Here is a 26990-nt window from a genome sequence, read left to right on the forward strand (position 1 = left end):
GGATGGAAAACGAATGATGTAATTCGCGCGCCGCTACCGCGCGGGGATTTCCGCCAACAGCTCCGCGATCTCGTGCGCGGTGAGCAAATCGAATTGCGGCGGCAGCGTGAGGCGCAGGCGGGGGATTGCAGGGTGATCCACGTGCACCTTGAACCCGGCCGACTCCAAGATGGATACCTCGGTGAGCCCCACCACCGGCGCCTGCTCGATGAGATCACGGCATGCGGGGGATGTCGCGCTCCCCGATGCATCGCCGCGCACGCCGAATACCTCCAGCGCTTCGATCCCCGCTGCCGTCGCGGCACCGATGACGGAATCCAACAGCACCGATTCCCACCCGCGGCGGCGTACTGCGACATCAATGTGCAGGCTGGTGATCAGCCAGGCGTCCCGGCTCACCGGGGCAGTGGGCATGCGCACCGCGCCAGGTGCGTCTTCCGCCGGGCAGAAGAGAATGGTGGCCAAGGCCGCGGTGGCGGGTTCGCACACGTCGCAGTCGACGATGGAAAAGCCGATGGGATCCTGGCGGTACGCCATCGCCACCATCCAGGCTTCTTTGTCGATCTCCGGGTTGGCGGCATCCACACCAGCAGCTAGCGGGTCCAGTTCCCAGAAGACGCCCGCCGCTGTGCGTGGGTGGATGCAATCGAGCGCGCCGGCGCGAAGCGGCACCACATGCGCGTGCGCATCGCGGTGAGTGGACGCGTCCCGGTGCGCCGCCACGGCAGGATCTACTCCTCGCCCTTGATCAGGGACATGATGCGCTCGAAATCATCGCGGTCGCCGAACTCCACAACAATCTTGCCTTTGCGCTTGCCCATGGTCACCGAGACCTTGGTGTCCCACACATCCGCGAGGCGCTCTGCTGCGTGGGTGAAATACTCCGGTTGCGGCGTCGGCTCACGCTTCGGCTTGGAGGGTGCTTCCCCATGCTTATTTAGTAACGTGACGGCTTCCTCCGTCGCGCGGACGGACAGGCCCTCCGCCACGATGCGGTCGGCAAGGGTGGATTGGGCTTGCTCTGTATCGTCGCCAAGCTTGATGCCCAGCAGCGCGCGGGCGTGCCCGGCGGAGAGCACCCCGGCGGCAACGCGGCGCTGCACCGCGACGGGGAGGCCGAGGAGGCGGATCGCGTTGGTGATGGCGGGGCGGGAGCGGCCGAGCTTGTCCGCCAGCTGCTCCTGGGTCACGCCGAACTCTTCAAGCAGCTGCTGGTACGCCGCCGCCTCTTCGAGAGGGTTGAGTTGGACGCGGTGGATATTCTCCAGCAACGCGTCGCGCAACATGTCCTGGTCGGACGTCTCGCGCACGATTGCCGGGATGTACTTCAGTCCCGCCTTGGAGGCGGCGCGCCAGCGGCGCTCGCCCATGATTAGCTCGAAGCCGTCGCGCGTATCGCGGACGACAATCGGCTGGAGCAGACCGAACTCCCGGATGGAGTGGACCAGCTCGTTCAGCTCATCCTCGTCGAAGACCTGGCGCGGCTGCTTCGGGTTGGGGATGATCTGGCCGAGCGGGATCTCCTGGTAGCGGGCACCGACGGGCACCGGCTGCATGACGTTCTCGCGCGTCGCGGCCACGGTGGGAGCACCCGGCACAGCGCGCGGCGCGCCGGCAACCTGGGGAGCGCCCTTCGGTGCCTGCGGTTTCGGCGCGGCTGGTGTCGGCTGATCGCCAGCCTCGGGGCGCTCCGGCGCGTCCTGCCGTTGGGTGCCGAAGATCACGTCGGAGGCGCCGCCGCCGATGCCGCCGGTCTTACCGGACTTGTCCATCTCAGACGGCGCGGAGGGGATCAGCGCCGCGAGCCCGCGGCCAAGGCCGCCCTTGCGTTCCTGTGCCATGCGTTACTCCTCGTTGCTTTCTGCGTCGTGCGCCGGCTCGGGTGTCGCGGCGGAACCGTCCAGCTCCGCATACACCTCCGGGCTGACGCCGATCGGGCCGGTTGCGGGGTGCGGCTGGTAATCGCCGCGCTCCGCCAGCTCGCGGGCGGCGTCGAAATACGCCAGTGCGCCGCGGGAGGACGGGTCATACTCAATCACCGTCTGGCCGTAGCCCGGTGCCTCGGACACCTTCACGGAGCGCGGGATGACGTTCTTCAACACCACTTCGCCGAACTGGTTCCGCACCTCAGAGGCGACTTCGGAGGCGAGCTTGGTCCGCGCGTCATACATCGTCAACAGCACGGCGGAGATGTGCAGGTTGTGGTTCAGGTGCTCCCGGATCATGCCAATGTTGCCCAGCAGCTGGCCCACACCCTCCAGCGCGTAGTACTCGCACTGGATGGGAATCAGCACCTCATCCACCGCATTCATAGCGTTGATGGTCAGCAAGCCCAGCGACGGCGGGCAATCCACAAACACGTAATCAAAGCCGTGCTCCTGCAGGAACCCGCGGCGGATCGCGTCGTGCAGCCGGTATTCGCGGCGCACCATACTCACCAGCTCAATCTCCGCGCCGGCAAGGTCAATCGTGGCCGGAATGCAGTACAGATCCGGGTTCTCCGGATTCACCTGCATCGCCTCGGCGGGCTCCGCGTGGCCAATCAGCACCTCGTAGCTAGAGACGGTGCCGGAGGTGTGTTCCGCGCCCAGCGCGGTGGAGGCGTTGCCCTGCGGATCCAGGTCAATCACCAGCACGCGCATCCCCTGGCGCGCCAGAGACGCCGCCATGTTCACGCTGGTGGTGGTCTTACCCACGCCACCCTTCTGGTTGGCCACGGTGATCACGCGCGGCTGATCCGGTTTTGCCAGCATCTACTTCCTCACAATCCGGATCAAGGTGGTCGGCTGCTCAAGCACACCAACGCCGGCCTGGAAAATCTCCGCATCCACGCCGCCCGCGGCAGCGATCTCTTTCGCATCCCGCTGGAGCTCCTCGCTTACGGACGCCCCCTTCATAGCCACCATGGCACCACCGTGGCGCACCAGCGGCAGGGACCACCCGGCCAGCTTGCCCAGCGGGGCGACCGCGCGAGAGGTTACAGCGTCGAACGTGCCTTTCGGCTGCTCCTCCGCACGGCCGCGGACCACGGTGACGTTGTCCAGCCCAAGCGCTTCCTTGACTTCCGCGAGGTAAGTGGAGCGCTTCAACAGCGGCTCTATCAACGTGACCTTCAGGTCCGGGCGCGCGATGGCCAGCGGCACACCGGGCAAGCCAGCACCGGAACCAATGTCGGCGACCAAGGCCCCCTCCGCGAACGCCTCCGCGATCACGCCGCAGTTGAGCACGTGCCGGTCCCACAACCGGTCAACTTCCTTCGGGCCGATGAACCCGCGTTCCGCCGCGGTGGTGGCCAGGGAATCGTGGTACGCCTTGGCAAGCTCGAGGCGGTCGCCGAACACCTCCCGGGCGATGGCTGGAACCTGATCTGACACGGCTGTGCACTCCTTCAAGCTGCGGGATTCGCCGCGGCCTTGGGCCAGGCCGCGACAGGTACATCCCGATGTTAGTAAATCCGGCCGATAAAGCACGAACACCCCGGACAGCCGGTATGGCTGTGCGGGGTGTGTGGTTTCAAGCGAACGTCGTAAAGCTTATTTGCCCTGCTTACGCTGCTTCTTGGAGCGCTTGTCCACCTTGCGTGCGCCGACCACCGGGGCGGAAGCGCGCTTGGCCTCGGCCTTGCGGGCCTCTTCCTCCGCCTCTTCCTTATCCATCTTGTCGTACACGATCTTGGTCTGGAAGAAGGTCCAGATGTTGTTGGACAGCATGTAGACCAGAAGGCCGATGTGCCACATGAAGCCGGTGGCCACGATCATGAGCGGCATGATCCACAGCATCATGTTGTTCATCATGCCCATCTGCGCTTCCATCATCTTCGCCTGCTCACCCTGCGGAGCGGCGACCTTGCCGGACGCGCGGCGCTCATTCTGGCGGTTGATGGAGATGCGGGCGTTGAGGTGGATCATCACCGCACACAGCAGCACCATCGGGAGGCAGACGGCGATGATGTGGCCGCGGGTCAAGTCAACGCCGGTGAACGCCGCCCACGCCTCTTCCGGCATAGACATGTAAGCGGACAGCGGAACGCCGAAGAACGTGGCGTCCAGGAAGGACTGCACGTCCGACGGCGGGAAGGCGTAGTTGGCGATATTGCGGTTCTCCTCAATCGACAACCCCGGCTGGTTCGGGCCGGCGGTGCGGTTGAAAGAGCGCAGCACGTGGAACAGACCCAGGAAGATCGGCATCTGCACAATCGGCACAATGCAGGACGCCAGCGGGTTGGTACCCATCTCCTTGTAGAGCTTCTGGGTCTCCTGCGCCATCTTCTGCTGGTCATTCTTGTACTTCTCGCGGATCTCCTGCATCCGCGGCTGCATCTCCTGCATGCGGCGCATGGAGCGCATCTGGTTCACCATCGGGCGCACCAGGAAGATACGGACGGTACAGGTCAACAGCACAATGGCGAGCACCCAAGACAGACCAGAGGTCTTGGGGATGATGAGCCCGACGGCCTCGTGCCAAAATCTCAGCACCCATGAGATCGGCCAGTAGACGAAATTCAGCACTTTGCGGTGTTACTCCTCATCTTGCGTGGTCACAGCCGCTTCGATGCTGCCCGGCACCGGGTCAAATCCCCCGGGGTGCCACGGCCCGCACTTGCACACACGCGCGGTAGCCATAAGGCCGCCGCGCACCGCGCCGTGCCTGGACACGGCCTCCAGCGCGTAGGCGCTGCACACCGGCATGAAACGACAGGTCCCACTCATCTTAAGGGGGGAAAGGTACTTTTGGTAACCGCGCACCAGCCCCACCATGGCTTTTGCCGCCGGTCCGCGGGCGGCCGGGATCTCTGCGCCGAGGAAGTTGTAGTACGCCATCGTGTTTACTTCTGCGACTTCGCGAGAGCTTTGCGCAGCGCGTGCAGGTAGTCCGCCTCCAGCTCCGCGCTGGTCGCCGTCGCTGCGGCAGGCAGAGCTCGCACTACAACATGGTGCGAGGGCTCAAGCTTATCGACGTTCGCCCGCAGCACCTCCCGAAGTTTCCGCGACACCGCGTGGCGAGTCACGGCGTTGCCCACCTGCTTGGACACCACCAGCCCGAAGCGGGGGCCGCCGTGGATGACGGGCGGGTCCTGCGCCGCTGGGTCATGTGTTGTGTCCTCCGCCGTGGTGTTCTGGCGGTATACGTGGACCATTAACGTGCGAGACCCCGCTCGCGCACCCTTCCTCATCGCCCGCCGGAAGTCGGCGGAAGAGGAAAGCTTGTGCGGGCGGGGTAGCACGGTGTTATGCGCTTGTGCGCGAAAGCCTTACGCGCTGAGCTTTGCGCGGCCCTTCTTGCGGCGTGCGGACACGATCGCGCGGCCTGCGCGGGTGCTCATGCGGTGGCGGAAGCCGTGCTTACGGGAACGACGGCGGTTGTTCGGCTGGTAGGTCCGCTTGGACACAACAGTCTCCTTAAGACAGGTTGCGAACGGCCAGCGGGCAGACGCGACGCTCGATGCGCCGCGTCCACCCTCCCGGGGCAGAGGCCGTCCCAGTGTGGAAAGTTGATGTGAGATTGCGGGATGGTGTTCGCATGCACCTCCCCGCCGACACGCCCGCGAGCCGGGATGCGGCTTGTGGGCGGCCCGGTCCACAGCGTGGGGGGCGCTCTCAAGCACACCAGTAGGTACTGATGTGACAGACGTTGTCAGACTACGTGATTTGACCGCCCCGCGACAAATCGCAGACACCGCTTCCGCGGCGCCACCCCAGCGATACCCCCGGAATTACAAAGCTGTGTTTTTCCGCAGGTGGGGCCGCGAATCGCCGGAGGGTGCTGGGGTTGTGGCTCATGCGGCCCTCCGGGGGCCGGTACCTGTGTTCGAACTGGCCGGTTATCCACAGGGGTGCTCACAGGCATTTGCTAGACAGGGCCAGCTCGGACGCGGTAACAATGACTTATCACGCAATTTCACACCCTCCCGCCTCACATGGCCTGTGGATAAATGTGAAGTAATGGTTGAGACTTTGCCGGAAAACCCAGCGTTTTCGCAGGCAGAACGCTTTTCGACGATCACTCCACACCATCCACAACTATCCACACCCCTGTGGATAACTTTTCACGGGACACTATCCACAGTTGTGGATAACTCTGTGGAACAACAGGTGAGAGACGTGAAAACGATGTCGTTCCTGTGGAGCGGCTGGTCAGTTTCACGTGAGTGGCACATGGTGTGATGTGTTGGAATGTCAGTAACCACGGATGGGAGGGGCCCGTGCCCGAACAGCAGCTTGAGGCGCTTTGGCGCGACATAGTCGCGGACATTCTTCAGCTCTCTGAACGGCCGAATTCCTCCGTACCCACCCTGACCCACCAGCAGCGCGCGTACCTGCAGCTAGTCAAACCCGTTGTGTTGGTGGATGGGTATGCCATCTTGTCCGCACCCCACGCCGCGGCGAAGAAGGTTGTGGAAGATTCCCTGGCACCGCACATCACCGCGCTGATGCAAGCCCGTCTTGGTACGCCGTGCACTCTGGCGGTCTCGGTGGCTGCCCCCGTGCCACCGGCGCCGCCTGCAGCGGCGCCGGGTGCGCCTGCAGCACCTGCGCAGCAAGTGCCTACCGAGCAGCCCCAGCACGTTGCTCCGGCTGAGCATCACGTTTCGCAGGCAGAACCGGTGGTACCGGACTGGTCTTCCACACAATCACACACCATGACGGAACCGGCGTACCCGACCGCGGGCGAACAAATCCCCATGGGTTTGGACGAGTTAGCCGCCATGCACGCCCAGCAGAATGCACACCAGAACGCGCAGGCAGAGCGCGCTCACCCCACGGTGCCGCAGCGTTTGCCGCGCGAGAAACCGGCGCACGACCCGGACCGGGAAACCAGCCTGAACCCGAAGTACACGTTTGAGAACTTCGTCATCGGCTCTTCCAACCGCTTCGCCAACGGTGCTGCGGTGGCCGTGGCGGAGAATCCCGCCCGCGCTTACAACCCGCTCTTTATCTGGGGCGGCTCCGGCCTGGGCAAGACCCACTTGCTGCACGCGGCCGGCAACTACGCGCAGGTGCTGCAGCCGGGCTTGCGCATCAAGTACGTCTCCTCCGAGGAATTCACCAACGACTACATCAATTCCGTACGCGATGACCGGCAGGAATCCTTCAAGCGCCGCTACCGCAACCTGGACATTCTGATGGTGGATGACATCCAGTTCCTCGAGGGTAAGGAAGGTACCCAGGAAGAGTTCTTCCACACTTTCAACTCGCTGCACCAGCAGAACAAGCAGATCATCCTGAGCTCAGACCGCCCGCCGAAGCAGCTGACCACGCTGGAGGACCGCCTGCGCACCCGTTTCGAGGGCGGGCTGATCACCGACATCCAGCCGCCAGACCTGGAAACCCGCATCGCCATTTTGATGAAGAAGGCTGCCGCGGACGGCACCCAGGTGGATCACGCCGTGCTGGAGCTCATTGCCTCGCAGTTCGAGTCCTCGATCCGCGAGCTGGAGGGCGCGCTCATTCGCGTGTCCGCGTACTCCTCGCTGATCAATGAGCCGATCACCATGGAAGTTGCGCAGGTAGCGCTTCGCGACATCCTGCCTGATGAGAGCGACGTGAACATCACCGGCGCCACCATCAAGGAGTCCGCGGCCGAGTACTTCCGCGTATCCATGGGCGAGCTCACGGGCGCGGGTAAAACCCGCCACGTCGCGCACGCCCGCCAGATTGCCATGTACCTCTGCCGTGAGCTGACGGATCTCTCCCTGCCCAAAATCGGCGACGAATTTGGCGGCAAGGATCACACGACCGTGATGTATGCAGACCGCAAGATCCGCAAAGAGATGAAAGAAAACCGCGGGACTTACGACGAGATCCAGGAACTTACCCAGATCATCAAAAGCCGCGCCCGCACGCGGTAGTCATTCGCAGCCAGCCGCCCGGCCGGGGCTTCGATCACCAGCGCCGCGGGCTGCCGGATGGGTGCCGAGTGCCTGCCGGGCCGGATTGACCGGTGGAAGCTGGGGACGCCGGTAGCCCGGATGCCAGGACGGGGGATGCCGGTAGCCCGTGCGGTGCTTTGACTTCCGTGTTGTGCGCTATCACCACGTTGTGCGCTATTAGCTTTTGGTGATAGCGCACAACGGGGTCAAACTGGCCCGTTTTGGGGGCTTTTGGGTGGTGTTGTGCGCTATCAGTAACCCGTAACAGCGCACAACGGGGCCAGCAGAACACGATCCGGGCGGTTCCAAGCGAACTGCTAGGCGCGTCGGGCACGTTATGCGCTATCAGCTAGCCGCCGGCGAAAGAATCGACGAATTTCCCCTGCGACGGCAGCTCCCACCTCTTACGGGCACCACCTCTTCGCGTTCCTGAAGAGTTATCCACAGACTTGTCCACATCTGTGTAATTACGCCGATGTAGTTCTATTAAATACGTCACAACCAGCGTCCAGCGAGGCAAAAAGCCCCTGGGGATAAAGGTGACCGCGCGTGTGGAAACACAGGGGATAGGGAAGCATCCAATTGTGGGATCTATCCGGGCCCAGAAAGTTGTCCACAGATGGACCTAGTTATCCACAAGTTATCCACAGTGTGAATCACACGGCGACTCGCCGGAGCGAGCTGGCGCGACGGGCCACAATCCACAGAATCCACAACACCTACTGTTGTTACCAACTCGTTTACTTGTAATTCATCAGAAGAAACAGGGTGTGTGCACAACGCCGACTGCTCGTCGCAACGCAGCGCCAGCGCCCTCGCCCAGCACCAAATGCCAACTTCCAAAGCGCGTGGCTTCTAGGCGCGCGGTTGCCTAGAGTGAGTGGAGTCGAATTACAGGAGCAACGAGGGAGCAGCGCGCGCCATGGCAGCAAGCATCGGTGACAACGCCGTGTCATTCCGGGTTCACAAGGAGGACCTGTCCGACGCCGTCGCATGGGTTGCGCGCAGCCTGCCCACCAAGAACACCCAGCCCATCCTGCGCGCTGTGGTGATCACGGCGGATGACAACGGCTTGGAATTCGCCGGCTTTGACTACGAGGTTTCCAGCCGCGTGCGCATCGGCGCCGAGGTGGATCAGCCCGGCCGCATCGCCGTGGCCGGTAAGTTGCTCGCGGACATCGTGGCCAACATGCCCAACAAGCCGGTCGAGGTTTCTGTCGACGGCTCTACGCTGCGCCTGCGCGGCGGCTCCGCGAAGTTCGATCTGCCGCTGATGAGCCTGGATGATTACCCGCAGCTGCCGGTCCTGCCGGAGGTCACCGGCAAGATTTCCCCAGCCGCGTTCACCGGCGCGGTGACCCAGGTCGCCTCCGCCGCGGGAAGGGACGACACGCTGCCCATGCTCACCGGCATCCACATGGAAATGTTTGGTAACCAGCTCAAGCTCACCGCCACGGACCGTTTCCGCCTGGCGCTGCGCACCCTGGAGTGGGAGCCGGCCGCGCAGGACGTGGAGGCCAAACTGCTTATCCCGGCGAAGACGCTCTTGGACAACGCGCGCACGCTGGACACGCACGTGGATGAGCCGGTGGAGATCGCCGTCGGCGGTGCTGGAAACGTTGGCGGGGAGGGCCTCTTCGGCCTCCACTCCGGCAACCGGGAAACCACCACCCGTATGCTGGACGCAGATTTCCCCAACGTGGCGCCGCTCTTGCCCAAGTCCCACACCTCTATTGCCAGCGTGGAGATCGCCCCGCTAATGGAGTCCATCCGCCGCGTTTCCCTGGTGGCGGACCGCAACGCGCAGATCCGCCTCCACTTCCGCGAGGGCGAGCTGGCGCTGCACGCCTCCGGCGCGGATTCCGGCGAGGCGCAGGAGACCATCCCCGCAGCATTCACCGGCGCGGACGAGCTCCTGATCGCCTTCAACGCGGGCTACCTGCGCGACGGTTTGGCCGTGATCGGCACCGAGCGCGTGCTCTTCGGCTTCACCGAGGCATCCCGCCCGGCGATCATGATTCCGGAGCCGGAGCAGTTGCCGGAGGCGAACGCGGACGGCACGTTCCCCACCCCGGAGACCTACTTCACGTACCTGCTCATGCCGGTGCGCCTGCCGGGCTAGTCGGTGCGACGGCGTGTACGTCGCAGAGCTTGACCTGCGCGATTTCCGCTCCTGGCCGGAACTGCACCTGGAGCTTGAGCCAGGGGTCACCGTCTTCGCCGGCCGCAACGGCCACGGCAAGACCAACATCGTCGAGGCGGTGCATTACACCTCGGTGCTGGGCAGCCACCGGGTGAGCGGGGACGGTCCGCTCATCCGCGCGAATCAACACAACGCCCGCATCTCCGCGACCACGGTCAACGACGGTCGCGCGCTGACCACGCACCTTCTCATCAACGCCAACGGCGCAAACCAGGCGCAGATAAATAGGACTCGCCTGAAAACCCCGCGCGAGCTGCTCGGCGTGCTGCGCACCGTGATGTTCTCCCCGGAGGATCTGCGGCTGGTCACCGGTGAGCCGTCGGAGCGGCGCCGATTCCTCGACGACCTCGCGGCACTTCGCACGCCCCGTCTCGGCGGCGTGCGGGCGGATTATGAGAAGGTGCTGCGCCAACGCAACGCCCTGCTCCGCACCTCCTCCATGACGCTGCGCCGCGGGTACGCAGACGAGGCAGGCGCCAGCGCCCTGACCACGCTCGATGTGTGGGATTCCCAGCTCGCGGGCTACGGCGCGCAGCTGATCGCGGGCAGGCTCCTGCTTATCGACGCCCTCTCCGACCGCATCACCGAGTCCTACGCCGCCGTCGCCCCGGAGTCACGCCCCGCGTCGGTGTACGCCAAGTCCACGCTGGATACCGCGGTGCGGGAGCTGACCGGCACAGGCACCGGCACCGCCACAAACACCGATGCCAACCCCACCGACCCCATCCGCGACCCCGCGATCTTCGAGGCCGCCATGCTCGCTGAACTGGGCCGCCGCCGCCGCGAAGAGATCGACCGCGGCACCACCCTTGTCGGTCCCCACCGCGATGACCTCGTGCTCATGCTCGGCGAGACACCCGCGAAGGGTTACGCCTCCCACGGCGAGACCTGGTCTTACGCGCTTGCGCTCCACCTGGCCGAATACCAGCTGCTGGCTTCCGACGGGTCGGACCCGGTGCTGATCCTGGACGACGTCTTCGCCGAGCTTGACGCCAAGCGCCGCGAGCGCCTGGTGCACGTCGCCGAATCCGCGGAGCAGGTCCTGATCACCGCTGCGGTAGGCGACGACCTGCCCGGCAACCTCGACGATGCCGTCTCCGCCCGCTACACCGTGACCATGGAGGATGGGGTGAGCAGCATTGAGCGATCTGGTGCGTAACACCTTCGACACCTGGCGCGACATGGCTCGCCGCCGCGGCGTACGCCTGCCGGACCTTTCCCGCCAAGGCACCGCCGTCGTCCCTCGCCGCAGCGTGGGTAAGGGCGTGGGCGCTGCTGGTGGGCTTGGTGCGGCGTCGAGCGGTGCGCAGATCCCGGGGCTTTCGCTTCTCGACGATCGAAATTCAGGCGCAAGAAACTCAGCCGCCGCAAAGCCCAGCGCTCCCTCAGCCGCGCCCGTGCCCTCGCCTGCACCTTTCCGCGGGCGGCCCACCGGCATCGACGGGCGCGCGCTGCCGAAACCGAACCGCGTGGCGTCGTTCGGCGCGCTCGTCGGTCGGGAAATCCGGCAGCGCGACTGGACCGAGCAGATGGCGTACGGCTGGGTGATGGGGAACTGGGAGAGCCTGGTCGGTGCCAAGATTGCCCAGCACACGACGGTGGAGATGATCAAGGGTGGCGAAGTCCACATCTCCTGCGACACCACCGCCTGGGCGACGCAGCTGAAGTACATGCAGTCCACGGTCCTGCGCGCGGTAGCGGAGAAGGTGGGTCCGGGAGTGATTACGAAACTGCACGTCTATGGCCCGAAGACGAAGTCGTGGCGTCACGGCCCGCTGCACGTGAAGGGCCGCGGCCCCCGCGACACGTACGGGTAAGTGTTGTAGCGGGATAATTTACCGGGAATGCTCAGGGTCGACGAGCGCGTATCTCGCTCACCCTTACCGAGCAATCCGCTCAGATGAAAACCATTTAGCCAACTGATCGAAGTTGACGCTCTCGCGCATAAACTGTATTCTTCCCCCGAAAGCCTCGGAACGATCCCTGCTTGAAAGCAAATCGCCGAGGTTAAGTCTTTGTCAGGGTGAGATCCTAGCCGGACCCGATATTGAAGGCGACAGGAAAAATCCCCGTGAATTCGCCGACTGCGAGGAAAAACAAGGTCGCACCCCGAAGAAGCCTCGGGGCACATGGGACAAACGTGATTTAGGGAGATGAGGAAAGGCCCCGGCATAAGCGGAGCGTGCGCGGGGAGGCCCGGCACCCAAGCGAACCCAAGGGACAAAGGGGCTACCCATGTGAACAACGCCAATCCCGAAAAACCGGCGTGACGCGGCCTCTGGCGCGATTGGTCGCTGCCGTAGTTAGCCCCTACTAGGTGTAGGATAGGACGGGTTAAACCGCCTCAGAGCGCCGTTATCGCGCCGGGGCCGTAATTGAGAAGAGGAGTACCCGTTCACCGTGGCTGAGCAGCAACCGCATTACGACGCCTCATCGATCACCATCCTCGAGGGCCTCGAGGCCGTGCGCAAGCGCCCGGGCATGTACATCGGCTCCACCGGTGTGCGCGGCCTGCACCACCTGGTGTGGGAAGTGGTGGACAACTCCGTCGATGAGGCGATGGCTGGGTACGCGGACCGCGTGGACGTCACCCTCTTGGCGGATGGCGGCGTGGAGGTTGTGGATAACGGCCGCGGTATCCCGGTGGAAATGCACCCGACTGGCGCGCCAACAGTTCAGGTTGTCATGACACAGCTGCACGCCGGCGGCAAGTTTGACTCGGAGTCCTACGCGGTCTCTGGTGGTCTGCATGGTGTGGGTATTTCCGTGGTCAATGCGTTGTCTACCCGTGTGGAAGCGGACATTAAGCGCGACGGCAAGCACTGGTACCAGAACTTTGAGAATGCCGTGCCGGATGAGCTGCAGGAGGGCGGCAACGCCCGCGGCACCGGCACCACCATCCGGTTCTGGCCGGACCCGGAAATTTTTGAGACGGTCGAGTTCAACTACGACACGATTGCCCGCCGCCTCCAGGAGATGGCGTTCCTGAACAAGGGCCTGACCATCACGCTGAAGGACGAGCGCGTCACGGATGAGGAGCTGGAGCTCGAGGCCATCGCGGAGGAGGGCGACACCGCTGCGTCGGTAGATGGAGACTCCTTTGACGATGACACGGTGATGCAGTCCCCCATGGAGGTGGACGAAGACGGTGACGGCAACCCGGTTGAGCCTGGCGATGAAGTCGCCCCGCAGACCAAGAAGAAGCGCGAGAAGAAGGTCACTTACCACTACCCGGACGGCCTGATTGATTACGTCAAGCACCTGAACAAGGGCAAGACGGCGATTCACCCGACCATCGTGGGCTTCGAGCAGAAGGGCACGGAGCATGAGGCGGAGATCGCCATGCAGTGGAACGGCTCCTACAAGGAGTCGGTGCACACCTTCGCCAACACCATCAACACGCATGAGGGCGGCACGCACGAGGAAGGTTTCCGCGCAGCGCTGACCACGTTGATGAACCGCTACGCGCGCGAGCACAAGCTGCTCAAGGACAAGGAGCCGAACCTCACTGGCGACGATTGCCGCGAGGGTCTCGCCGCCGTCATCTCCGTGCGTGTGGCGGACCCGCAGTTTGAGGGCCAGACGAAGACCAAGCTGGGCAACACCGAGATCAAGGGTTTTGTGCAGCGCGCGGTGAATGAGAACTTGGCGGATTGGTTCGACGCCAACCCCGCCGAGGCGAAGACCATTGTCAACAAGGCGGTGCAGTCCTCCCAGGCCCGCCAGGCTGCGCGTAAGGCGCGTGACCTAGTGCGCCGCAAGTCTGCGTCCGACCTCGGCGGACTGCCGGGCAAGCTGGCGGATTGCCGTTCCAAGGACCCGACTGTCAGCGAGCTGTTCATCGTGGAGGGCGACTCCGCAGGTGGCTCCGCCAAGGCTGGCCGAAACTCGCTCTACCAGGCGATTCTGCCGCTGCGCGGCAAGATCCTGAACGTGGAGAAGGCGCGCATGGACCGCGTGCTGAAGAACGCCGAGGTGCAGGCGATCATCACCGCGCTGGGCACGGGTATCCACGACGAGTTTGATATCTCCAAGCTCCGCTACCACAAGATTGTGCTGATGGCGGACGCGGACGTGGACGGCCAGCACATTGCAACCCTGCTGCTCACGCTGCTGTTCCGCTTCATGCCGCAGCTGATCGAGGAAGGCCACGTGTACCTAGCCAACCCGCCGCTGTACAAGCTGAAGTGGCAGAAGGGCGAGCCTGGCTTCGCCTTCACCGACGCGGAGCGCGACCAGCTTCTTGCAGAGGGCTTAGAGGAGAACCGCAAGATCAACACGGGCGACGGCATCCAGCGCTACAAGGGTCTGGGCGAGATGAACGCCAAGGAGCTGTGGGAGACCACGCTGGATCCGGAGACCCGCATCCTGCGCCGCGTGGACATCGAGGACGCCCAGCGCGCGGACGAGCTCTTCTCCATCCTCATGGGCGATGACGTTGCAGCCCGCCGCAGCTTTATCACCCGCAAGGCAAAGGACGTACGCTTCCTCGATGTCTAGCCATGATGCGGCCGCGCCCGGCCTGGTCATTGCGCCACCGGTGGTGCTTCCGGCGGGGGGTGGCGCGGCTGGGCGGCAGCTGGTTGTCATCATGCCCGGCATGGGCATGGAGGGCCGCTACTACCGCCCCATCGCGGAGGCCTTGGCCGCCGCCGGGTTCCCGGTTGCGATCGGGGAGTTGCGCGGCCAGGGCCGCAGCCCGCAGTTCGCCTCACGGCAGAACCAGTGGGGCTACCACCACGTGGCCGCGGAGGACTTTCCCCAGACCATCGCGGAGGCGAAGAAGGCACTCTCGCTTGCCGACGATTACCCGACCATCCTCCTCACCCACTCCATGGGCGGGCAGGTTGGGGTGCTCTTCATGGCGCGGCCCGAGGCGCAGCAGCTTAACGTCGTCGGATTGCTCGGCGTAGGTGCCGGAAACCCGTGGTACAAGGCGTTTCCGTGGCGGGACCGCCTGAAGTACGGCCTGGGCATCCAGATGATCTGGCTGGCTTCCCAGGTGCTGGGCTATTGGCCGGGTGACAAGGTGAAACTCGGTGGCACGTGGGGCCGCCACCCGCGCACGTATCTGAACGAGTGGGCCCGAATGAACCGCTCGGGCAAGCGCGGTGCGTTGGCTGGCGCGGATATGGATTACATCGAAGCCATGGGCAAGGTTGTAGCTCCGGTGGTGCTCACCCGCTTCGGCAACGACCGCGACTGCACCCTCGCCTCCGCCCAAGCCTTGGCCGAGCCGGTGGCCGGCGCGCGGGTTAAGGAACTCGCCGGCGGGCTGGGCCACAACAAATGGGCGCGTGAACCAGAGATTGTGGTGCAGCGCCTGATCGAGTTCGCGGACGGGCTGGAGGGCCGGGCAGGGCGCTAGCCCATCGCCGCGGCCCACGCGCGTGTGAGCGTTAGCCCGCGTACTTCTCCACGATTGCGCCCAGCTCCGGCAGTGCCGGGCTGACAATCTTGCCGGCCTTGCCGCGCATGGAGGAGTACACCTTCTGGATTGCGCCGGGAGCGCTGTTCACGGCTTTGTCGCCGGCATCCAGAAGCGCCTTCACCACGTCGTCCTCGCGGCTGGACAGGTAGTCGCCGAAGGAGTTCGGGGCAGCGACGTTGCTGGTGTCCACGCCGCGGTAGCCCTGCCAGAACGGCTCCAGCTCCTCCACGATCTGCGGCATGCCCATGTTGATGCCCTTAGACACAGCGTTCGCGTCCGCCTTCTTCGCGGCGCCGACGGCGGACTTCAGGGCCATGCCGGTCAGGCCGGACTGGTTGCTAATGGTCTTCTCCACCAAGTTGGCCAGATCAGCCACCACGGCCTCGCGGGTGCCGGGGTTGAGGAGGTTCTGCACAGTTGCGTTGTTAGCTTCGCTCATGCGCGCCGAGTCTACCCGTGCTGCGCCAGGAAAAGCGCAGCGCAGGCAAGTGCGGCGCAAGGAAAAGCGGCCCGCGCTGCTTTTCAGCTCGGACCGCTTCGGGTGTCGCAGTTCTTCCGCCACAGCACCCAGACCACTCAAGTCACATAAGTCACTGCAACCACAACGGCAACAACAGTAACACGGGGGTACTGCCAGGTCTACTCAAGGCAGTTGCAAGTTTCCAATCACGCGACGTGCCTGCTCGCGCCACGCCGGAACGTCGAAAATCCGGTCGCCTTCGGAGGAACCGGGCAGGTACTCGAGGCCATACGAAGCCGCGGCGTTGTCGACGGCTTGACGGAGGGTTGGGGAGGCGTCGATAAGCAATTGTGCAGCGGCGAGCGGGAGGATCGCGGCGAGGGCGAGGCTGATCGGCGCGATGCCGGTGTAGGCGCTGCCGAGGGGGGTCTGCGCGGGGACGTCGATGGATGGGTCGTCCGGATCGATGCGGTAGGTGTGGTCGGGGGTGCGGAGGCTAGAGCCGCTGGAGAGCTCGAAGATGCCGGCCTGGGCGTGCGCGGGCGTGGCCGGTGCGGCGAGGGTCAACGCGACGGCTACGGCGGTGGCGGCTGCGAGGGCGCGGGTGCGGGCGGAAGTGCGGGTCATGGGCATAACTGTAGGGCAGCGGGCGCGCCGCCACTCCATCTACGTCCCCTCCACCCACCGCCAATACACCTCGCGGGCAGCGGCGCCGAACTCGGCATTGTGGCTGGTGAGGGGTTTGAGGTTCAAGATGGCGTCGTAAAGCAAAAGCCCCGCCTCACGCTCCGAGCCGCAAGCGGGGACACCGTGGATGCGCGCGCCGGGGATGGCGGCGCAGGCGGCCAGGGCGGGGAAGGAGCGGACGCGGGCTTTGGTGGCGGCGCAGAACTCGTCGGCGATGGCGAGGAGTTGCTCGGCGGAAAGCGCGCGCGTCATGGTCGGGCCTGCCGGATGCGGGCCTCGGTGGCGCGGTATTCGGGGATGAGGTCGCGGGCGAGGTCGCGGACCGTGGCGTCGTCGATAAGCCGGGACGCGGCAGCCACCACCGCGCGCCGCGCCGCCTCCTGCTTCGAGCAGCCCCAGGCGGAGGCGAGGAGCACGAGCGCCTTGTCCTCGTCTGCGGTCAATCTCAGCGTCATAGCCATACCAAAGTGATACCACTGCTGGTCCGAGAAAGGCCGCTCACGGGGGCTAGAATGCTTTACGACGACCGGAGAAAGGCAATCAATGAGTGATGAGACTCTAGGCGGCGACGGATTCGACCGCATCCAGCCAATCGACATCAACGATGAGATGCAGACCAGCTACATCGATTACGCGATGAGCGTGATTGTCGGCCGCGCGCTGCCGGAGGTGCGCGACGGTATGAAGCCGGTGCACCGCCGCGTGATTTACGCGATGTATGACGCCGGCTTCCGCCCCGAGCGCTCCTATGTGAAGAGCGTGAAGGCCGTCGGCGAGACGATGAGTAACTACCACCCGCACGGCGACAGCGCGATCTACGACACCTTGGTGCGTATGGCCCAGCCATGGTCCATGCGCTACCCGCTGGTCGATGGCCAGGGCAACTTCGGCTCCCCGGGCAACGACGGCCCAGCCGCCATGCGTTACACGGAGTGCAAGCTCACCCCAATTGCCATGGAGATGGTGCGTGACATCCGCGAGAACTCCGTGGACTTCGTCCCCAACTTCGACTCCAAGACCCAGGAGCCGACGGTGCTGCCGTCGCGTGTGCCGAACCTGCTGATGAACGGCTCCAACGGCATCGCCGTGGGTATGGCCACCAACATCCCGCCGCACAACCTGAACGAGCTGGCGGAGGCGATCTACTGGATCCTGGATAACCCGGAGGCGGAGGAGAAGGCCACCCTGGACGCGGTGATGCAGCGCGTGAAGGGCCCGGACTTCCCAACCGCGGGCCTAATTGTGGGCGATGCCGGCATCAAGGACGCCTACACCACCGGCCGCGGCTCCATCCGCATGCGCGGGCGCACCGAGATTGAAGAGGTGGGCAAGCGCCAGGTCATCGTCATCACGGAGCTGCCGTACCAGGTCAACCCGGATAACTTCATCCACTCCATCGCGGAGCAGATCAACGCCGGCAAGCTGGCGGGCATCTCCGCTATTGACGACGAATCATCGGACCGCATCGGCATGCGCATCGTGGTCACCCTACGCGGTGCCGCGCGTGGTGCTGAACAACCTGTACAAGCACTCTGCGTTGGAGACGAACTTCTCCGCCAACATGCTGAGCATTGTGGACGGCGTGCCGCGCACCCTGCGTTTGGACCAGATGCTGCGCTACTACGTGAAGCACCAGATCGAGGTCATTGTCCGCAGGACCCAGCACCGCCTCAGCGAGGCCGAGAAGCGCGCCCACATCCTCCGCGGCTTGGTCAAGGCGCTGGATGCGCTGGATGAGGTTATTGCGCTGATCCGCAGCTCCGCCACGGTGGATGAGGCCCGCACGGGCTTGATGCGCCTGCTGGACGTGGATGAGATCCAGGCGAACGAGATCCTGGCGATGCAGCTGCGCCGCCTAGCCGCCCTGGAGCGCCAGAAGATCATCGACGATCTGGCCGAAATCGAGCGCCAGATTGCGGACTACAAGGACATTCTGGCCAAGCCGGAGCGCCAGCGGGCGATTGTGGGCGAGGAGCTCAAGGAGATCGCGGACAAGTACGGCGATGAGCGCCGCACCAAGATTGTCGCCGCCACCGGTGACGTGACCGAGGAAGACTTGATTGCCCGCGAGAACGTGGTTGTCACCATCACCTCCACCGGCTACGCCAAGCGCACCAAGGTGGACGCGTACAAGAGCCAGAAGCGCGGCGGCAAGGGCGTGCGCGGCGCCGAGCTGAAGCAGGATGACGTGGTGAAGAACTTCTTCATCTGCTCCACGCACGACTGGATCCTCTTCTTCACCAACTTCGGCCGCGTGTACCGCCTGAAGGCGTACGAGCTGCCGGAGGCGGGCCGCGCCGCCCGCGGCCAGCACGTGGCCAACTTGTTGGAGTTCCAGCCGGAGGAGAAGATCGCCCAGGTGATCCAGATCCAGTCCTACGAGGACGCGCCGTACCTGGTGCTGGCTACCCGCGACGGCCGCGTGAAGAAGTCCCGCCTGACCGACTACGAGTCCGCCCGCTCCGCCGGCCTCATCGCCATCAACCTCAACGAGGGCGACGCGCTGATCGGCGCCGCCCTTGCCGGCGAGAATGATGACTTGCTGCTGGTCTCCGAGCAGGGCCAGGCCATCCGCTTCACGGCTGACGACGAGCAGCTGCGCCCCATGGGCCGCGCCACCGCCGGCGTGAAGGGCATGCGCTTCCGCGGCGACGACCAGCTGCTGGCCATGACTGTGGTCCAGGAGGGCGACTACATCCTGGTGGCCACCTCCGGCGGCTACGGCAAGCGCACCCCGATCGAGGAGTACAACGTCCAAGGCCGCGGCGGCATGGGTGTGATGACGTTCAAGTACACCCCGAAGCGCGGCAAGCTCATCGGTGCCCTGGCGGTTGATGAGGAGGACCAGATCTTCGCCATCACCTCCGCCGGCGGCGTAATCCGCACCGAGGTCAACCAGATCCGCCCGTCCTCCCGCGCCACCATGGGCGTGCGCTTGGTGGACCTTGGGGACGGCGTTGAGCTCCTGGCCATTGACAAGAACGTCGAGGACGAGGGCGAGGAAGAGGCCACCGCAGTGGCAACCGGCCAGAAAACCCTCGAGGAGGCCCAGGAAGTGACCGGTTCCGCGCCGGGCGGTGCAGGCGAGGGCACTGGGGGCTCGCGTGACGACGGTGACTTCAAGCTCGGCGTCTCCGGCGAGCAGTGGGACGACGACGATCCGATCACCGAGGGCATCACCTCCGCGTCCGACGACGTGGATGAGGACGAGGCCGTTGATGAGTCCGGCGCTGACGAGGACGAGGAGTAACCATGGCAGCACGCAAGGTGGCCGTGAAGCACATCGCGGTCGGCTCCGTGTTCAAGGTGGCCACGATCCTCTCCCTGATCGGCTTCGTGGCTTGGATGATCGCCGCGACGATCATCTACTACGGCCTCGAGCGCGTCGGCGTGGTTGATTCCATGAACTCCCTGATCGGCGGCGTGGGCGGCGACCAGGTCATCGACATGACACTGGTGCTCTCCGGCGCGGCGCTGCTTGGACTGATCGGCGTGGTGTTCACAGCGGTGATGGCACCGCTGCTGACGGTGATTTACAACTCCATCGCCGATCTTGTGGGCGGCATCGTGTTCACTATGTCCAACCGTGTGAAGTAGCCCGTTTTGGGGGTAGCGCGGTGGGGAAGCTGCCGACGAGAATGTTGGCGGCTTCCCCGGCGCTACCGCTTGGTGGTGCGATAGAGAAACGGACATTGACCTGGCGATTTGGTGCTTGGCACCGTGCTGGGTAATGTTCTATCTCGTTCGCAGGGCCTATAGCTCAGTCGGTTAGAGCGCATCGCTGATAACGATGAGGTCGCAGGTTCGATTCCTGCTAGGCCCACTGCAGCTAGTCTAGACTGGTTGTGTGGACGGGGCATTAGCTCAGTTGGTAGAGCACCTGCTTTGCAAGCAGGATGTCAGGAGTTCGATTCTCCTATGCTCCACAAGTTGAACCCGCAGGTGAAAGCCTGCGGGTTCTTGCGTTGGGTGCGGTAGACCTCAGGTCCGAATCGGGTTAAACGACAAAATGTATTGTGTCTGGGTTCGGCGTGTCGTGGGGTTAGATGTGGCCTTTTTGGATGCCGATTGAGTGTGTGTAGTTGGTGTCGATAGCGTTGTCGTAGAGGGCTGGTCGTCCGGTTTCGTGGTTGGCTTGGTTCTCGTTGGGGGTCAGGGTGGATACTTTGGCGAGTTGGTCCTGGCCCCAGTTGGACTGCCTGGCGATCTCTACTGGATCGTCAGGCAGTTCCGTTTTCAGATACAGCCACCACTCCAGCATCCGGCGCTGATGCTCACCGGATCTGCCGCGGTGGGTGCGGGCCAGCAGTTTCAGCTGGGCGTTGATGCCGCCTTCCAGGCTGTTGGTGGTGGCTTTGATTCGGCTGACATCGAGGACACCGTTGGGTGGTTCGAGGTAGACGAACAGTAGGTTGTTGCGCCATAGGTGGTTGAGGAGGCTGTTGTAGGCCTTGCGGGTGCGTTCGTGTGTCCACGACCAGGTGCGTTGACGTGTCGCCGGGTCGGTTGTCCACGTTTTCTGGTTCATCCAGTCGCGGTAGATCGTGCCGTATTCATGCAGCTGCGCACCCCACACGGCCGCCTCGTCAAGATCGGTGATCTTGGTGAGGTTGAGCGCGAGCTGATAGATCGCTCGTCCTGCATCGGTGCGCGGGCGTGCGGTGGTGTGCCGGCGCACCACGCGTTGAGCGTGGACAAGGCAACGCTGGATCTTGGTGTTAGGCCAGCATGTTTTGATCGCGCTGGCGGCACCTTGGCCACCGTCGATGACAGCGATCAAGGGTGCGGGGATACGCTCGAGGAGCCTTTGGTAGTCGCGGGTGGTTTCACGTGTGCACCAGTGCCAGGCAATGACGTGGTCCAAGGTGGCGGCCACGATGAGACACCCACCGGCGGTGTAGGTGCCGTCAAGAAAGACCTGGTCGTAGACCCGGCCTTCGTGCCCGATCGTGGGATCGGGGACATCAACTAGCCAGAAGTGTTTAAACCGGCGTTGGAGGGTACGAGGATGACACCCTGCTTCGGTGGCAGTGGTTTTCAAGCTCGCACCGGTCGTGAGGTGTGTGATAAATGCTGCGAAGGCTGCGGCGTTGGTGATATCGGGGCGCTGTTTGGTGGTGGAGGCGCCGCAGGTTTTGCATCGCCACCGGGTGCGGTTGGCGGAGGTCTTTCCGTTGCGTTTCATCTCGCCGCCGCACACTTGGCAGCGGGGTTGGTTCTTCGGCATTGATCAAGCCAACACCGGCCACTACCACACGCTGCTGTCACACCCCGGTATTTCGCCGCCCTCGGGCAGATATAAGCCCCAGGAGCATATACTTTCCGGATTACCCCTGATCATCCCAAACAAACCGACGAATCCGGACACACATTCTGTCGTTTAACCCTCCGAATCCGTTCGAACCCGTGGCGGTTTAATCAGCGCTGAGCTCGGCGACCAGAGCGCGCACCTTGGTGTCGATCTCATCGCGCACTAACCGCATGCGCTCGATGCCTTCGATGCCGCGGTTGGAGGGTTCGTCGATAAGCCAGCGCTCCAGCGTGCCCGCGGCCTCTTCCGGCAAATCCAGCTGGGCCTCGTCGCCGATGAGGATGACTTTGTCTGCGGTGCGGAGCAGATCCGGGGAGATTGGTTTGGGGTGCCCCGCCGACATGTCAGCGCCCACCTCCGAGATCACCGCGGCCGATTGCTGGTTCAGCGACGTGCCGGGCTGGGTGCCGGCGGAATGAACCTCAATTCGACCGTTTGCGTGCTTCTTGGCCAGGGCTTCCGCCATCTGGGACTTGCCGCTGTTGCGTACGCAAACGAAAAGAACAGTAGGGACAGGTTGCATAGTGGTTACACCTTCTTAAGAGATCGCACGGGTGGCGGACGGGGAGTTAGGCAACGTTGGATCGCCGGGGAAAAGTTTGGGGCCGAGCCACCGCATGGCGTACACAAGCCCCACCAAAACGGGGATTTCAATCAAGGGGCCGATTGTGCCGGCGAGCGCCTGCGCAGATTCGGCGCCGAAGGTGCCGATAGCAACTGCGATTGCCAGCTCGAAGTTGTTTCCGGCGGCGGTGAACGACACTGAGGCGGCCTGGGCGTATCCCATGCCGGAGGCCTTGGACACGATCAGGGCGATCGCGAACATGCCCACGAAGTAACACAGCAGGGGCAGCGCCAGCTTGGCCACGGTCCACGGACGCGCGACGATCTGTTTCCCCTGCAGCGAGAACAGCAGGATGATGGTGTACAGCAGGCCAACCAGCGCGAGCGGGGAAATTGCTGGCAGGAACGTGTTTTCGTACCACTCGCGCCCCTTGGTCTTTTCGCCGATGATGCGGGAGGCGAAGCCCGCGATGAGGGGTATGCCCAGGAATACGAGGAGACCGAAGTCACGATGGACCAGAACGAAAATTCCGCCGAAGTAACGGGCAGACCCAGCCAGCCGGGCAGCACTTGCAGGTAGAACCACCCCAGAACGCCGAACATGGCGACTTGGAACACGGAGTTGATGGCCACCAGCACGGCGGTTGCCTCCCGGTCGGCGCACGCTAGGTCGGACCACACCAGCACCATGGCGATGCACCGCGCCAGCCCGACGATGATCAACCCTGTGCGGAGCTCCGGCTCGTCCGGCAGGAAGATCCAGGCGAGGGCGAACATGAACGCTGGGCCGACAATCCAGTTCAGCACTATGGAGACCGCCATCAGGCGCTTGTCCGCTGCGATCTCGAGCGTTTTATCGAAGCGCACTTTCGCCAGCGGCGGGTACATCATCACCAGCAAGCCCAGGGCGATGGGGAGGGAGATGCCACCCACTTCCATGCTCTCCAACGCGCTGCTTAACTGCGGCGCCACATGCCCCAGCCCGAGCCCCAGCGCCATTGCCAGCATGATCCACACCGGCAGGGTCGAGGAAGGATAGGCGGGGGGACGGTTGCCTGGCTGGCTCAGCGTTCGCCATGGAAGCACCTTTACTTATCGACGGTTATCTATACCAAAACCTAGACGCTATATTGATATGCGTCAATACAAGGAGGCTGAGCATGCAGATCGGGATCGTGCCGGACGGCTCCGTGTCTTCGCCGGATGCACGCGCGGCGTGCTGCTCCCTCGGGTCTGGGTTGCTCTCTACCGAGGAAGCGCAGCGTTACGCCGCGCTGTTCAAGGTGCTGGCGGACCCGGTCCGGCTGCGTCTGCTTTCCCAGCTCGCGCAGGACGGGTGCGAGCCGATCAGCGTCAGCGGTCTGGCCGAGAGAACCGGTTTGAGCCAGCCGACGATTTCCCACCACCTGAAGAAGCTCACAGAGGCCGGCCTCTTGGAGCGCAGCCGGTCCGGGAGAGCAGTCACCCATCACGTCTGCCCGGAATTGTTCGCGGAACTGCGTACTGTGCTGCAGATGGATTGACCCCGCCTGGTGGCTCCGCGTCATGCGGGGCGGATTAAAGATCTACCCCCTATTTGGGGATGCGCGGTTCTACGATTCCCGGCTCGACCGTAGTGGGGGTTGGGGAGGCTTTCGGCCGATGAGCTGGGGTAACACGGCGATTCTGGGCGCGAGCGTGGCTCTGTCGGGGAGGGCGGGGCGAACGTTAAGAAAATCTATATGGAACCTTAGCGAGAACGTAGAAAACACTTAGCTTAGTGTTTGGTCACGGTGTGGAACCTTGGGGGGCGGGGGATCTCAGTCGGCCCAAAGGCGCAACCATTTTTTCTGTTCGTCTATCACGTTGACCTGTACATACGCGTCGTGGGTGCGATGCGTCGAAAGGAATTCCAGTGCCTTCGAGCAACCTGAGAAAAAAGATTTTGTCCGCGACCGTCGCGAGCGTTGTCTCCCTCACGACAGTCTCAGTTGTAAACATCGTCGGTCCAGTGGAGCAGGCCGTAGCGGCGGAGACCGGTTCGGGGAAGACTGTGCGCCGAGACAACCGGGTTTGGCTTTTCGAGAACGGAGAGCGCACTAGAGTTCTTGATTTTCCGGCGGGCGCGACTGACTACGAAGTACTCGACGAGCCAACCAAACTCCCGGCTACCTATGTGGCGGTGGACCCTAGTGAGCGGCAACTAAAGATCACGATCCTTCCCGAGTCCAAAGGTAGAGAGTTACTGTTCAGATTTACCGACGCGACCGGAAACCAATGGGATTACCGCCGAGGAATAACGGTGGTAACCGAGACGAGCACGCACGAGTTGGCGTTGGAGTCGGGGGAATCCAAGGAGGTCGATAGGCAGGAGACTTGGTCCATCGTGTCGGGTAGCAACCTGATTCAGGTTCGGGAAAGCGGCAAGAAGCTTGTGATCACCGCCAATAAAGGGGTCGCGGGTGAAGCAGTGGTGGAAGTTGCTGATGAGTGGGGGAATAAGTACCGGTATGTAGTTACGGTCGTCGAAAAGCAGAAGCCTGCTCCGGCGCCGCAACCCCAGCCGGCCCCGCAGCCGAAACCACAGCCCCAGCCCCAGCCGACCCCGGCGTATGTGACGCACCGGATCACCATCATGGACCGCCAGGACGCGAAGATTACGGCGGGTGCGGGCACGAATACGCTGGTTGTGGCGTCGGAAAGCAACCTCATCTTCCCGCTCCAGCCCACGGCTGGCGGGTGGATCGTCGCGCCGCGGCAAGGTTCTGACGGGCTAGTGGTGCTGGAGGAGCGCGACGCGGCGGGGCGGGTGGTGGCCCGCTACGAAATCACCATCAAGCCGGCTCCGATTGCGGAGTACACCTACAAGCTGGACAGCACGAAGCAGCTTGAGCTGCGCGGGTCCGGCTTGGTGGTGGTGTCGGGCGGAGAGCTGGCCGCGATTGATAAGCAGACTGGTGTGTGGACCATCCGCCCGAATGAGGGTGCGACCGGCACGATCATCATCGAAGGCCGCGACGAGCGCGGGCGCGTTGAGGTGCGCTACACCCTCGAGATCAAGCCGGCCGCAACTCCGGGCGGCAGCGTGACGACGATCATCGGGGGCAACGCCGACCGTTCCGGCGGCACCATCACCGAGATCGGCGGCAACGGCAACGGCACCAACGGCGGCGGCAACGGTGCCAACGGCAACGGCGCCAACGGCGGCGGCAACGGTGCCAACGGCAACGGCACCAACGGCAATGGCGCGCCGGGCACGACCACGCCGGTTATGCCAACGCCCACGCCGGGCACACCAACACCGGCCCCCGGGGCGCCGAGCCTGGGCGGCACGATTGAAATCATCGCGGTCGGTCCGGACGGCACTGTCACCGTCCGCGTGCCGGGTACAGGTGGCCAGCTCACGGTCGGCGACGGCCGCAGCTTCCGGATTGTGGATAACGGCGACGGCACGTGGACCATCACGCGTATCGACGGCACCCCGATCACCGGTCCGCTCCCCATCCGTTGGAGCGGCGCGGGCGGCGTGGAGGTTGTGAATACGGTGACGGTGTCGGTGGAGGGGGCGTCGGCAAGCAAAATGCCCAGGACGCTGGACGGGAAGTGCATTGCGTCGCTGGTCGGGTTCTCTGCGCCGTTGCTGCTGCTGATTCCGATTGGGATTCTGTCGCAGGTGCGCGTGCCCGGCCTCGAGTACCTGCACGACCAGCTCAACGGCGCGATTCAGCGCGTGAACGCGCAGGTGCAGCAGGGCTTGGGCATTTACGACGATCGCAGCGCCCGCACCGCCGCCAACGCACAGGCCGCGTTCCGGCGCACGAATGCCGAAATGATCGGCGCCGGTGTTGGGGCGCTGGCGTTGTTGGCGCTGGGTCTCGCGGCCGGCGATCTGACGATGCGGGCGTGCGGGTATGCGGAGAATACGTCGTCGCACATGATTAAGACCGCTGGTGAGAAGGGCGCGGCGGAGCGATCGGTGAAGAAGGCCGAGAAGGAGGCGGCGAAGCAGCTGGAGAAGTTGGCGCGTGAGGCTGGTGGTGCTGGTGGTGTGGGCGCTGGTGGCGTGGGCGCTGATGGTGTGGGCGCTGGTGGCCAGGGCGCTGCCGGTGCTGGTGCTGGCGGTGCTGGTGCTGGCGGCGCTGGCGGAGGTGCCGGTGCTGCGGGTGCCCAGGGCGATAAGGGTGTTGGCAAGCGGATTGGCGACAAAGATCCGCGGCATCGGCAAGAAGGGTGCCGCGCCAGGTCTGACAACGGTGCCGGCGGTGCCGGGTGTGCCAAATGTCCGAGGCGTGCCGAATATTCCTGGTGTGCCGAATGTCCCTGGCGTGCCGGCTTTGCCGAGCGGCGCCGGCGTTCCTAGCGCGCCATCTGTCCCGGTCGCGCCAAACTCGCCGGTAGAGCCGGGTATCTCCGCGGTGCCGAGTGTCCCGGCGGTGCCTAAAGTCTCCGCATTGCCGAAATTGCCAACCCAGCCAGTGCGAATTG

Annotated in this window: 23 protein-coding genes, 2 tRNA genes and 2 pseudogenes; 12 read left to right on the plus strand and 15 right to left on the minus strand. The window is 64.1% G+C overall.

Features of this window, described 5'->3' with window-relative positions; genetic code table 11:
• Nucleotides 1-33 precede the first annotated feature (33 nt).
• The 8 genes from JZY91_RS10955 to rpmH form a co-directional block, all read right to left on the minus strand.
• A complete protein-coding gene (locus JZY91_RS10955) occupies nt 34-723 on the minus strand; it encodes a hypothetical protein (RefSeq protein WP_234947883.1) in 690 nt (229 codons plus the stop codon).
• A gap of 8 nt (nt 724-731) precedes the next feature.
• On the minus strand, nt 732-1841 hold the full coding sequence (locus JZY91_RS10960) for a ParB/RepB/Spo0J family partition protein (protein WP_234947884.1): 1110 nt from the start codon (nt 1839-1841) through the stop codon (nt 732-734).
• Nucleotides 1842-1844: 3 nt separating this feature from the next.
• Nucleotides 1845-2753 carry a ParA family protein gene (locus tag JZY91_RS10965; RefSeq protein ID WP_234947885.1) on the minus strand — a complete coding sequence of 303 codons (909 nt, stop codon included), beginning with the start codon at nt 2751-2753 and terminating at the stop codon, nt 1845-1847.
• Nucleotides 2754-3374, minus strand: coding sequence for a 16S rRNA (guanine(527)-N(7))-methyltransferase RsmG (rsmG, locus tag JZY91_RS10970; RefSeq protein ID WP_234947886.1), 621 nt, complete (start codon nt 3372-3374; stop codon nt 2754-2756).
• A gap of 159 nt (nt 3375-3533) precedes the next feature.
• The gene (gene yidC / locus JZY91_RS10975) at nt 3534-4508 is read right to left on the minus strand and encodes a membrane protein insertase YidC (protein ID WP_234947887.1); all 975 of its coding nucleotides are present in this window, start codon (nt 4506-4508) and stop codon (nt 3534-3536) included.
• A gap of 9 nt (nt 4509-4517) precedes the next feature.
• Entirely contained in the window at nt 4518-4820 is a 303-nt protein-coding gene (gene yidD / locus JZY91_RS10980; RefSeq protein ID WP_234947888.1) for a membrane protein insertion efficiency factor YidD, read from the minus strand.
• Nucleotides 4821-4825: 5 nt separating this feature from the next.
• Nucleotides 4826-5224, minus strand: coding sequence for a ribonuclease P protein component (gene rnpA, locus JZY91_RS10985; protein ID WP_234947889.1), 399 nt, complete (start codon nt 5222-5224; stop codon nt 4826-4828).
• 27 nt (nt 5225-5251) lie between these two features.
• Nucleotides 5252-5389 carry a 50S ribosomal protein L34 gene (rpmH, locus tag JZY91_RS10990; protein ID WP_234947890.1) on the minus strand — a complete coding sequence of 46 codons (138 nt, stop codon included), beginning with the start codon at nt 5387-5389 and terminating at the stop codon, nt 5252-5254.
• A gap of 774 nt (nt 5390-6163) precedes the next feature.
• Here rpmH and dnaA point away from each other — a divergent pair.
• The 6 genes from dnaA to JZY91_RS11020 all read left to right on the plus strand — a co-directional run bounded on the left by dnaA (nt 6164) and on the right by JZY91_RS11020 (nt 15441).
• Nucleotides 6164-7849, plus strand: coding sequence for a chromosomal replication initiator protein DnaA (gene dnaA / locus JZY91_RS10995; RefSeq protein WP_234949140.1), 1686 nt, complete (start codon nt 6164-6166; stop codon nt 7847-7849).
• A gap of 943 nt (nt 7850-8792) precedes the next feature.
• Entirely contained in the window at nt 8793-9992 is a 1200-nt protein-coding gene (gene dnaN, locus JZY91_RS11000) for a DNA polymerase III subunit beta (protein ID WP_234947891.1), read from the plus strand.
• Nucleotides 9993-10005: 13 nt separating this feature from the next.
• Complete coding sequence (gene recF, locus JZY91_RS11005) at nt 10006-11232, plus strand: DNA replication/repair protein RecF (protein WP_234947892.1); 1227 nt, start codon at nt 10006-10008, stop codon at nt 11230-11232.
• A gap of 22 nt (nt 11233-11254) precedes the next feature.
• Nucleotides 11255-11890, plus strand: a complete 636-nt coding sequence (locus tag JZY91_RS11010) for a DciA family protein (protein WP_234949141.1) — start codon at nt 11255-11257, stop codon at nt 11888-11890.
• A 583-nt stretch (nt 11891-12473) separates the two neighbouring features.
• Nucleotides 12474-14573 carry a DNA topoisomerase (ATP-hydrolyzing) subunit B gene (gene gyrB, locus JZY91_RS11015; RefSeq protein ID WP_234947893.1) on the plus strand — a complete coding sequence of 700 codons (2100 nt, stop codon included), beginning with the start codon at nt 12474-12476 and terminating at the stop codon, nt 14571-14573.
• Nucleotides 14566-15441 carry an alpha/beta fold hydrolase gene (locus tag JZY91_RS11020; protein WP_234947894.1) on the plus strand — a complete coding sequence of 292 codons (876 nt, stop codon included), beginning with the start codon at nt 14566-14568 and terminating at the stop codon, nt 15439-15441. The genes gyrB and JZY91_RS11020 overlap by 8 nt, the downstream gene beginning before the upstream one ends.
• A gap of 31 nt (nt 15442-15472) precedes the next feature.
• On the opposite strand, the gene JZY91_RS11025 is transcribed toward JZY91_RS11020, so the two are convergent.
• The 4 genes from JZY91_RS11025 to JZY91_RS11040 form a co-directional block, all read right to left on the minus strand.
• Nucleotides 15473-15943 carry a hypothetical protein gene (locus JZY91_RS11025; protein WP_234947895.1) on the minus strand — a complete coding sequence of 157 codons (471 nt, stop codon included), beginning with the start codon at nt 15941-15943 and terminating at the stop codon, nt 15473-15475.
• Nucleotides 15944-16147: 204 nt separating this feature from the next.
• Nucleotides 16148-16591 (minus strand): hypothetical protein, encoded by a 444-nt coding sequence (locus JZY91_RS11030; RefSeq protein ID WP_234947896.1) that lies wholly within the window; start codon nt 16589-16591, stop codon nt 16148-16150.
• Between the two features lie 39 nt (nt 16592-16630).
• Complete coding sequence (locus tag JZY91_RS11035) at nt 16631-16903, minus strand: TetR family transcriptional regulator (RefSeq protein WP_234947897.1); 273 nt, start codon at nt 16901-16903, stop codon at nt 16631-16633.
• Nucleotides 16900-17112: a CopG family transcriptional regulator gene (locus tag JZY91_RS11040; RefSeq protein ID WP_234947898.1), complete on the minus strand. Its 213-nt coding sequence runs from the start codon at nt 17110-17112 to the stop codon at nt 16900-16902. Before JZY91_RS11040 ends, JZY91_RS11035 begins: the two co-directional genes overlap by 4 nt.
• Nucleotides 17113-17194: 82 nt before the next feature.
• Here JZY91_RS11040 and gyrA point away from each other — a divergent pair.
• The 4 genes and pseudogenes from gyrA to JZY91_RS11060 all read left to right on the plus strand — a co-directional run.
• Nucleotides 17195-19679, plus strand: a pseudogene (gyrA, locus tag JZY91_RS11045) (DNA gyrase subunit A); the annotation flags it as partial.
• 224 nt (nt 19680-19903) lie between these two features.
• A complete protein-coding gene (locus JZY91_RS11050; protein ID WP_234947899.1) occupies nt 19904-20248 on the plus strand; it encodes a DUF3566 domain-containing protein in 345 nt (114 codons plus the stop codon).
• 152 nt (nt 20249-20400) lie between these two features.
• Nucleotides 20401-20474: transfer RNA gene (locus JZY91_RS11055), tRNA-Ile, on the plus strand.
• A gap of 30 nt (nt 20475-20504) precedes the next feature.
• Nucleotides 20505-20577 (plus strand) — tRNA-Ala (locus JZY91_RS11060).
• A 116-nt stretch (nt 20578-20693) separates the two neighbouring features.
• Here JZY91_RS11060 and JZY91_RS11065 read toward each other — a convergent pair.
• From JZY91_RS11065 to arsB, 3 genes and pseudogenes are all read right to left on the minus strand, one after another.
• Nucleotides 20694-21878 carry an IS1249 family transposase gene (locus JZY91_RS11065; RefSeq protein ID WP_234947900.1) on the minus strand — a complete coding sequence of 395 codons (1185 nt, stop codon included), beginning with the start codon at nt 21876-21878 and terminating at the stop codon, nt 20694-20696.
• A 187-nt stretch (nt 21879-22065) separates the two neighbouring features.
• On the minus strand, nt 22066-22485 hold the full coding sequence (locus tag JZY91_RS11070; RefSeq protein WP_234947901.1) for a low molecular weight phosphatase family protein: 420 nt from the start codon (nt 22483-22485) through the stop codon (nt 22066-22068).
• Between the two features lie 15 nt (nt 22486-22500).
• Nucleotides 22501-23525, minus strand: a pseudogene (gene arsB / locus JZY91_RS11075) (ACR3 family arsenite efflux transporter).
• Between the two features lie 161 nt (nt 23526-23686).
• On the opposite strand from arsB, the gene JZY91_RS11080 reads away from it, so the two are divergent.
• Nucleotides 23687-24049 carry a helix-turn-helix transcriptional regulator gene (locus JZY91_RS11080; protein ID WP_234947902.1) on the plus strand — a complete coding sequence of 121 codons (363 nt, stop codon included), beginning with the start codon at nt 23687-23689 and terminating at the stop codon, nt 24047-24049.
• A gap of 758 nt (nt 24050-24807) precedes the next feature.
• Nucleotides 24808-26865: a hypothetical protein gene (locus JZY91_RS11085; protein ID WP_234947903.1), complete on the plus strand. Its 2058-nt coding sequence runs from the start codon at nt 24808-24810 to the stop codon at nt 26863-26865.
• Nucleotides 26866-26990: the final 125 nt, after the last annotated feature.

Origin of the sequence: Corynebacterium sp. CNCTC7651, assembly GCF_021496665.1 — a bacterium.
GTDB lineage: Bacteria > Actinomycetota > Actinomycetes > Mycobacteriales > Mycobacteriaceae > Corynebacterium.

Excerpts from the sequence above, each read along its gene's own strand:
- JZY91_RS10960 (WP_234947884.1), bottom strand. The coding sequence starts at position 1,841 with ATGGCACAGGAACGCAAGGGCGGCCTTGGCCGCGGGCTCGCGGCGCTG.
- JZY91_RS10965 (WP_234947885.1), bottom strand. The coding sequence starts at position 2,753 with ATGCTGGCAAAACCGGATCAGCCGCGCGTGATCACCGTGGCCAACCAG.
- yidD (WP_234947888.1), bottom strand. The coding sequence starts at position 4,820 with ATGGCGTACTACAACTTCCTCGGCGCAGAGATCCCGGCCGCCCGCGGA.
- dnaA (WP_234949140.1), top strand. The coding sequence starts at position 6,164 with ATGTGTTGGAATGTCAGTAACCACGGATGGGAGGGGCCCGTGCCCGAA.
- dnaN (WP_234947891.1), top strand. The coding sequence starts at position 8,793 with ATGGCAGCAAGCATCGGTGACAACGCCGTGTCATTCCGGGTTCACAAG.
- JZY91_RS11010 (WP_234949141.1), top strand. The coding sequence starts at position 11,255 with ATGGCTCGCCGCCGCGGCGTACGCCTGCCGGACCTTTCCCGCCAAGGC.
- JZY91_RS11020 (WP_234947894.1), top strand. The coding sequence starts at position 14,566 with ATGTCTAGCCATGATGCGGCCGCGCCCGGCCTGGTCATTGCGCCACCG.
- JZY91_RS11025 (WP_234947895.1), bottom strand. The coding sequence starts at position 15,943 with ATGAGCGAAGCTAACAACGCAACTGTGCAGAACCTCCTCAACCCCGGC.
- JZY91_RS11030 (WP_234947896.1), bottom strand. The coding sequence starts at position 16,591 with ATGACCCGCACTTCCGCCCGCACCCGCGCCCTCGCAGCCGCCACCGCC.
- JZY91_RS11035 (WP_234947897.1), bottom strand. The coding sequence starts at position 16,903 with ATGACGCGCGCGCTTTCCGCCGAGCAACTCCTCGCCATCGCCGACGAG.
- JZY91_RS11040 (WP_234947898.1), bottom strand. The coding sequence starts at position 17,112 with ATGGCTATGACGCTGAGATTGACCGCAGACGAGGACAAGGCGCTCGTG.
- JZY91_RS11050 (WP_234947899.1), top strand. The coding sequence starts at position 19,904 with ATGGCAGCACGCAAGGTGGCCGTGAAGCACATCGCGGTCGGCTCCGTG.
- JZY91_RS11065 (WP_234947900.1), bottom strand. The coding sequence starts at position 21,878 with ATGCCGAAGAACCAACCCCGCTGCCAAGTGTGCGGCGGCGAGATGAAA.
- JZY91_RS11070 (WP_234947901.1), bottom strand. The coding sequence starts at position 22,485 with ATGCAACCTGTCCCTACTGTTCTTTTCGTTTGCGTACGCAACAGCGGC.
- JZY91_RS11080 (WP_234947902.1), top strand. The coding sequence starts at position 23,687 with ATGCAGATCGGGATCGTGCCGGACGGCTCCGTGTCTTCGCCGGATGCA.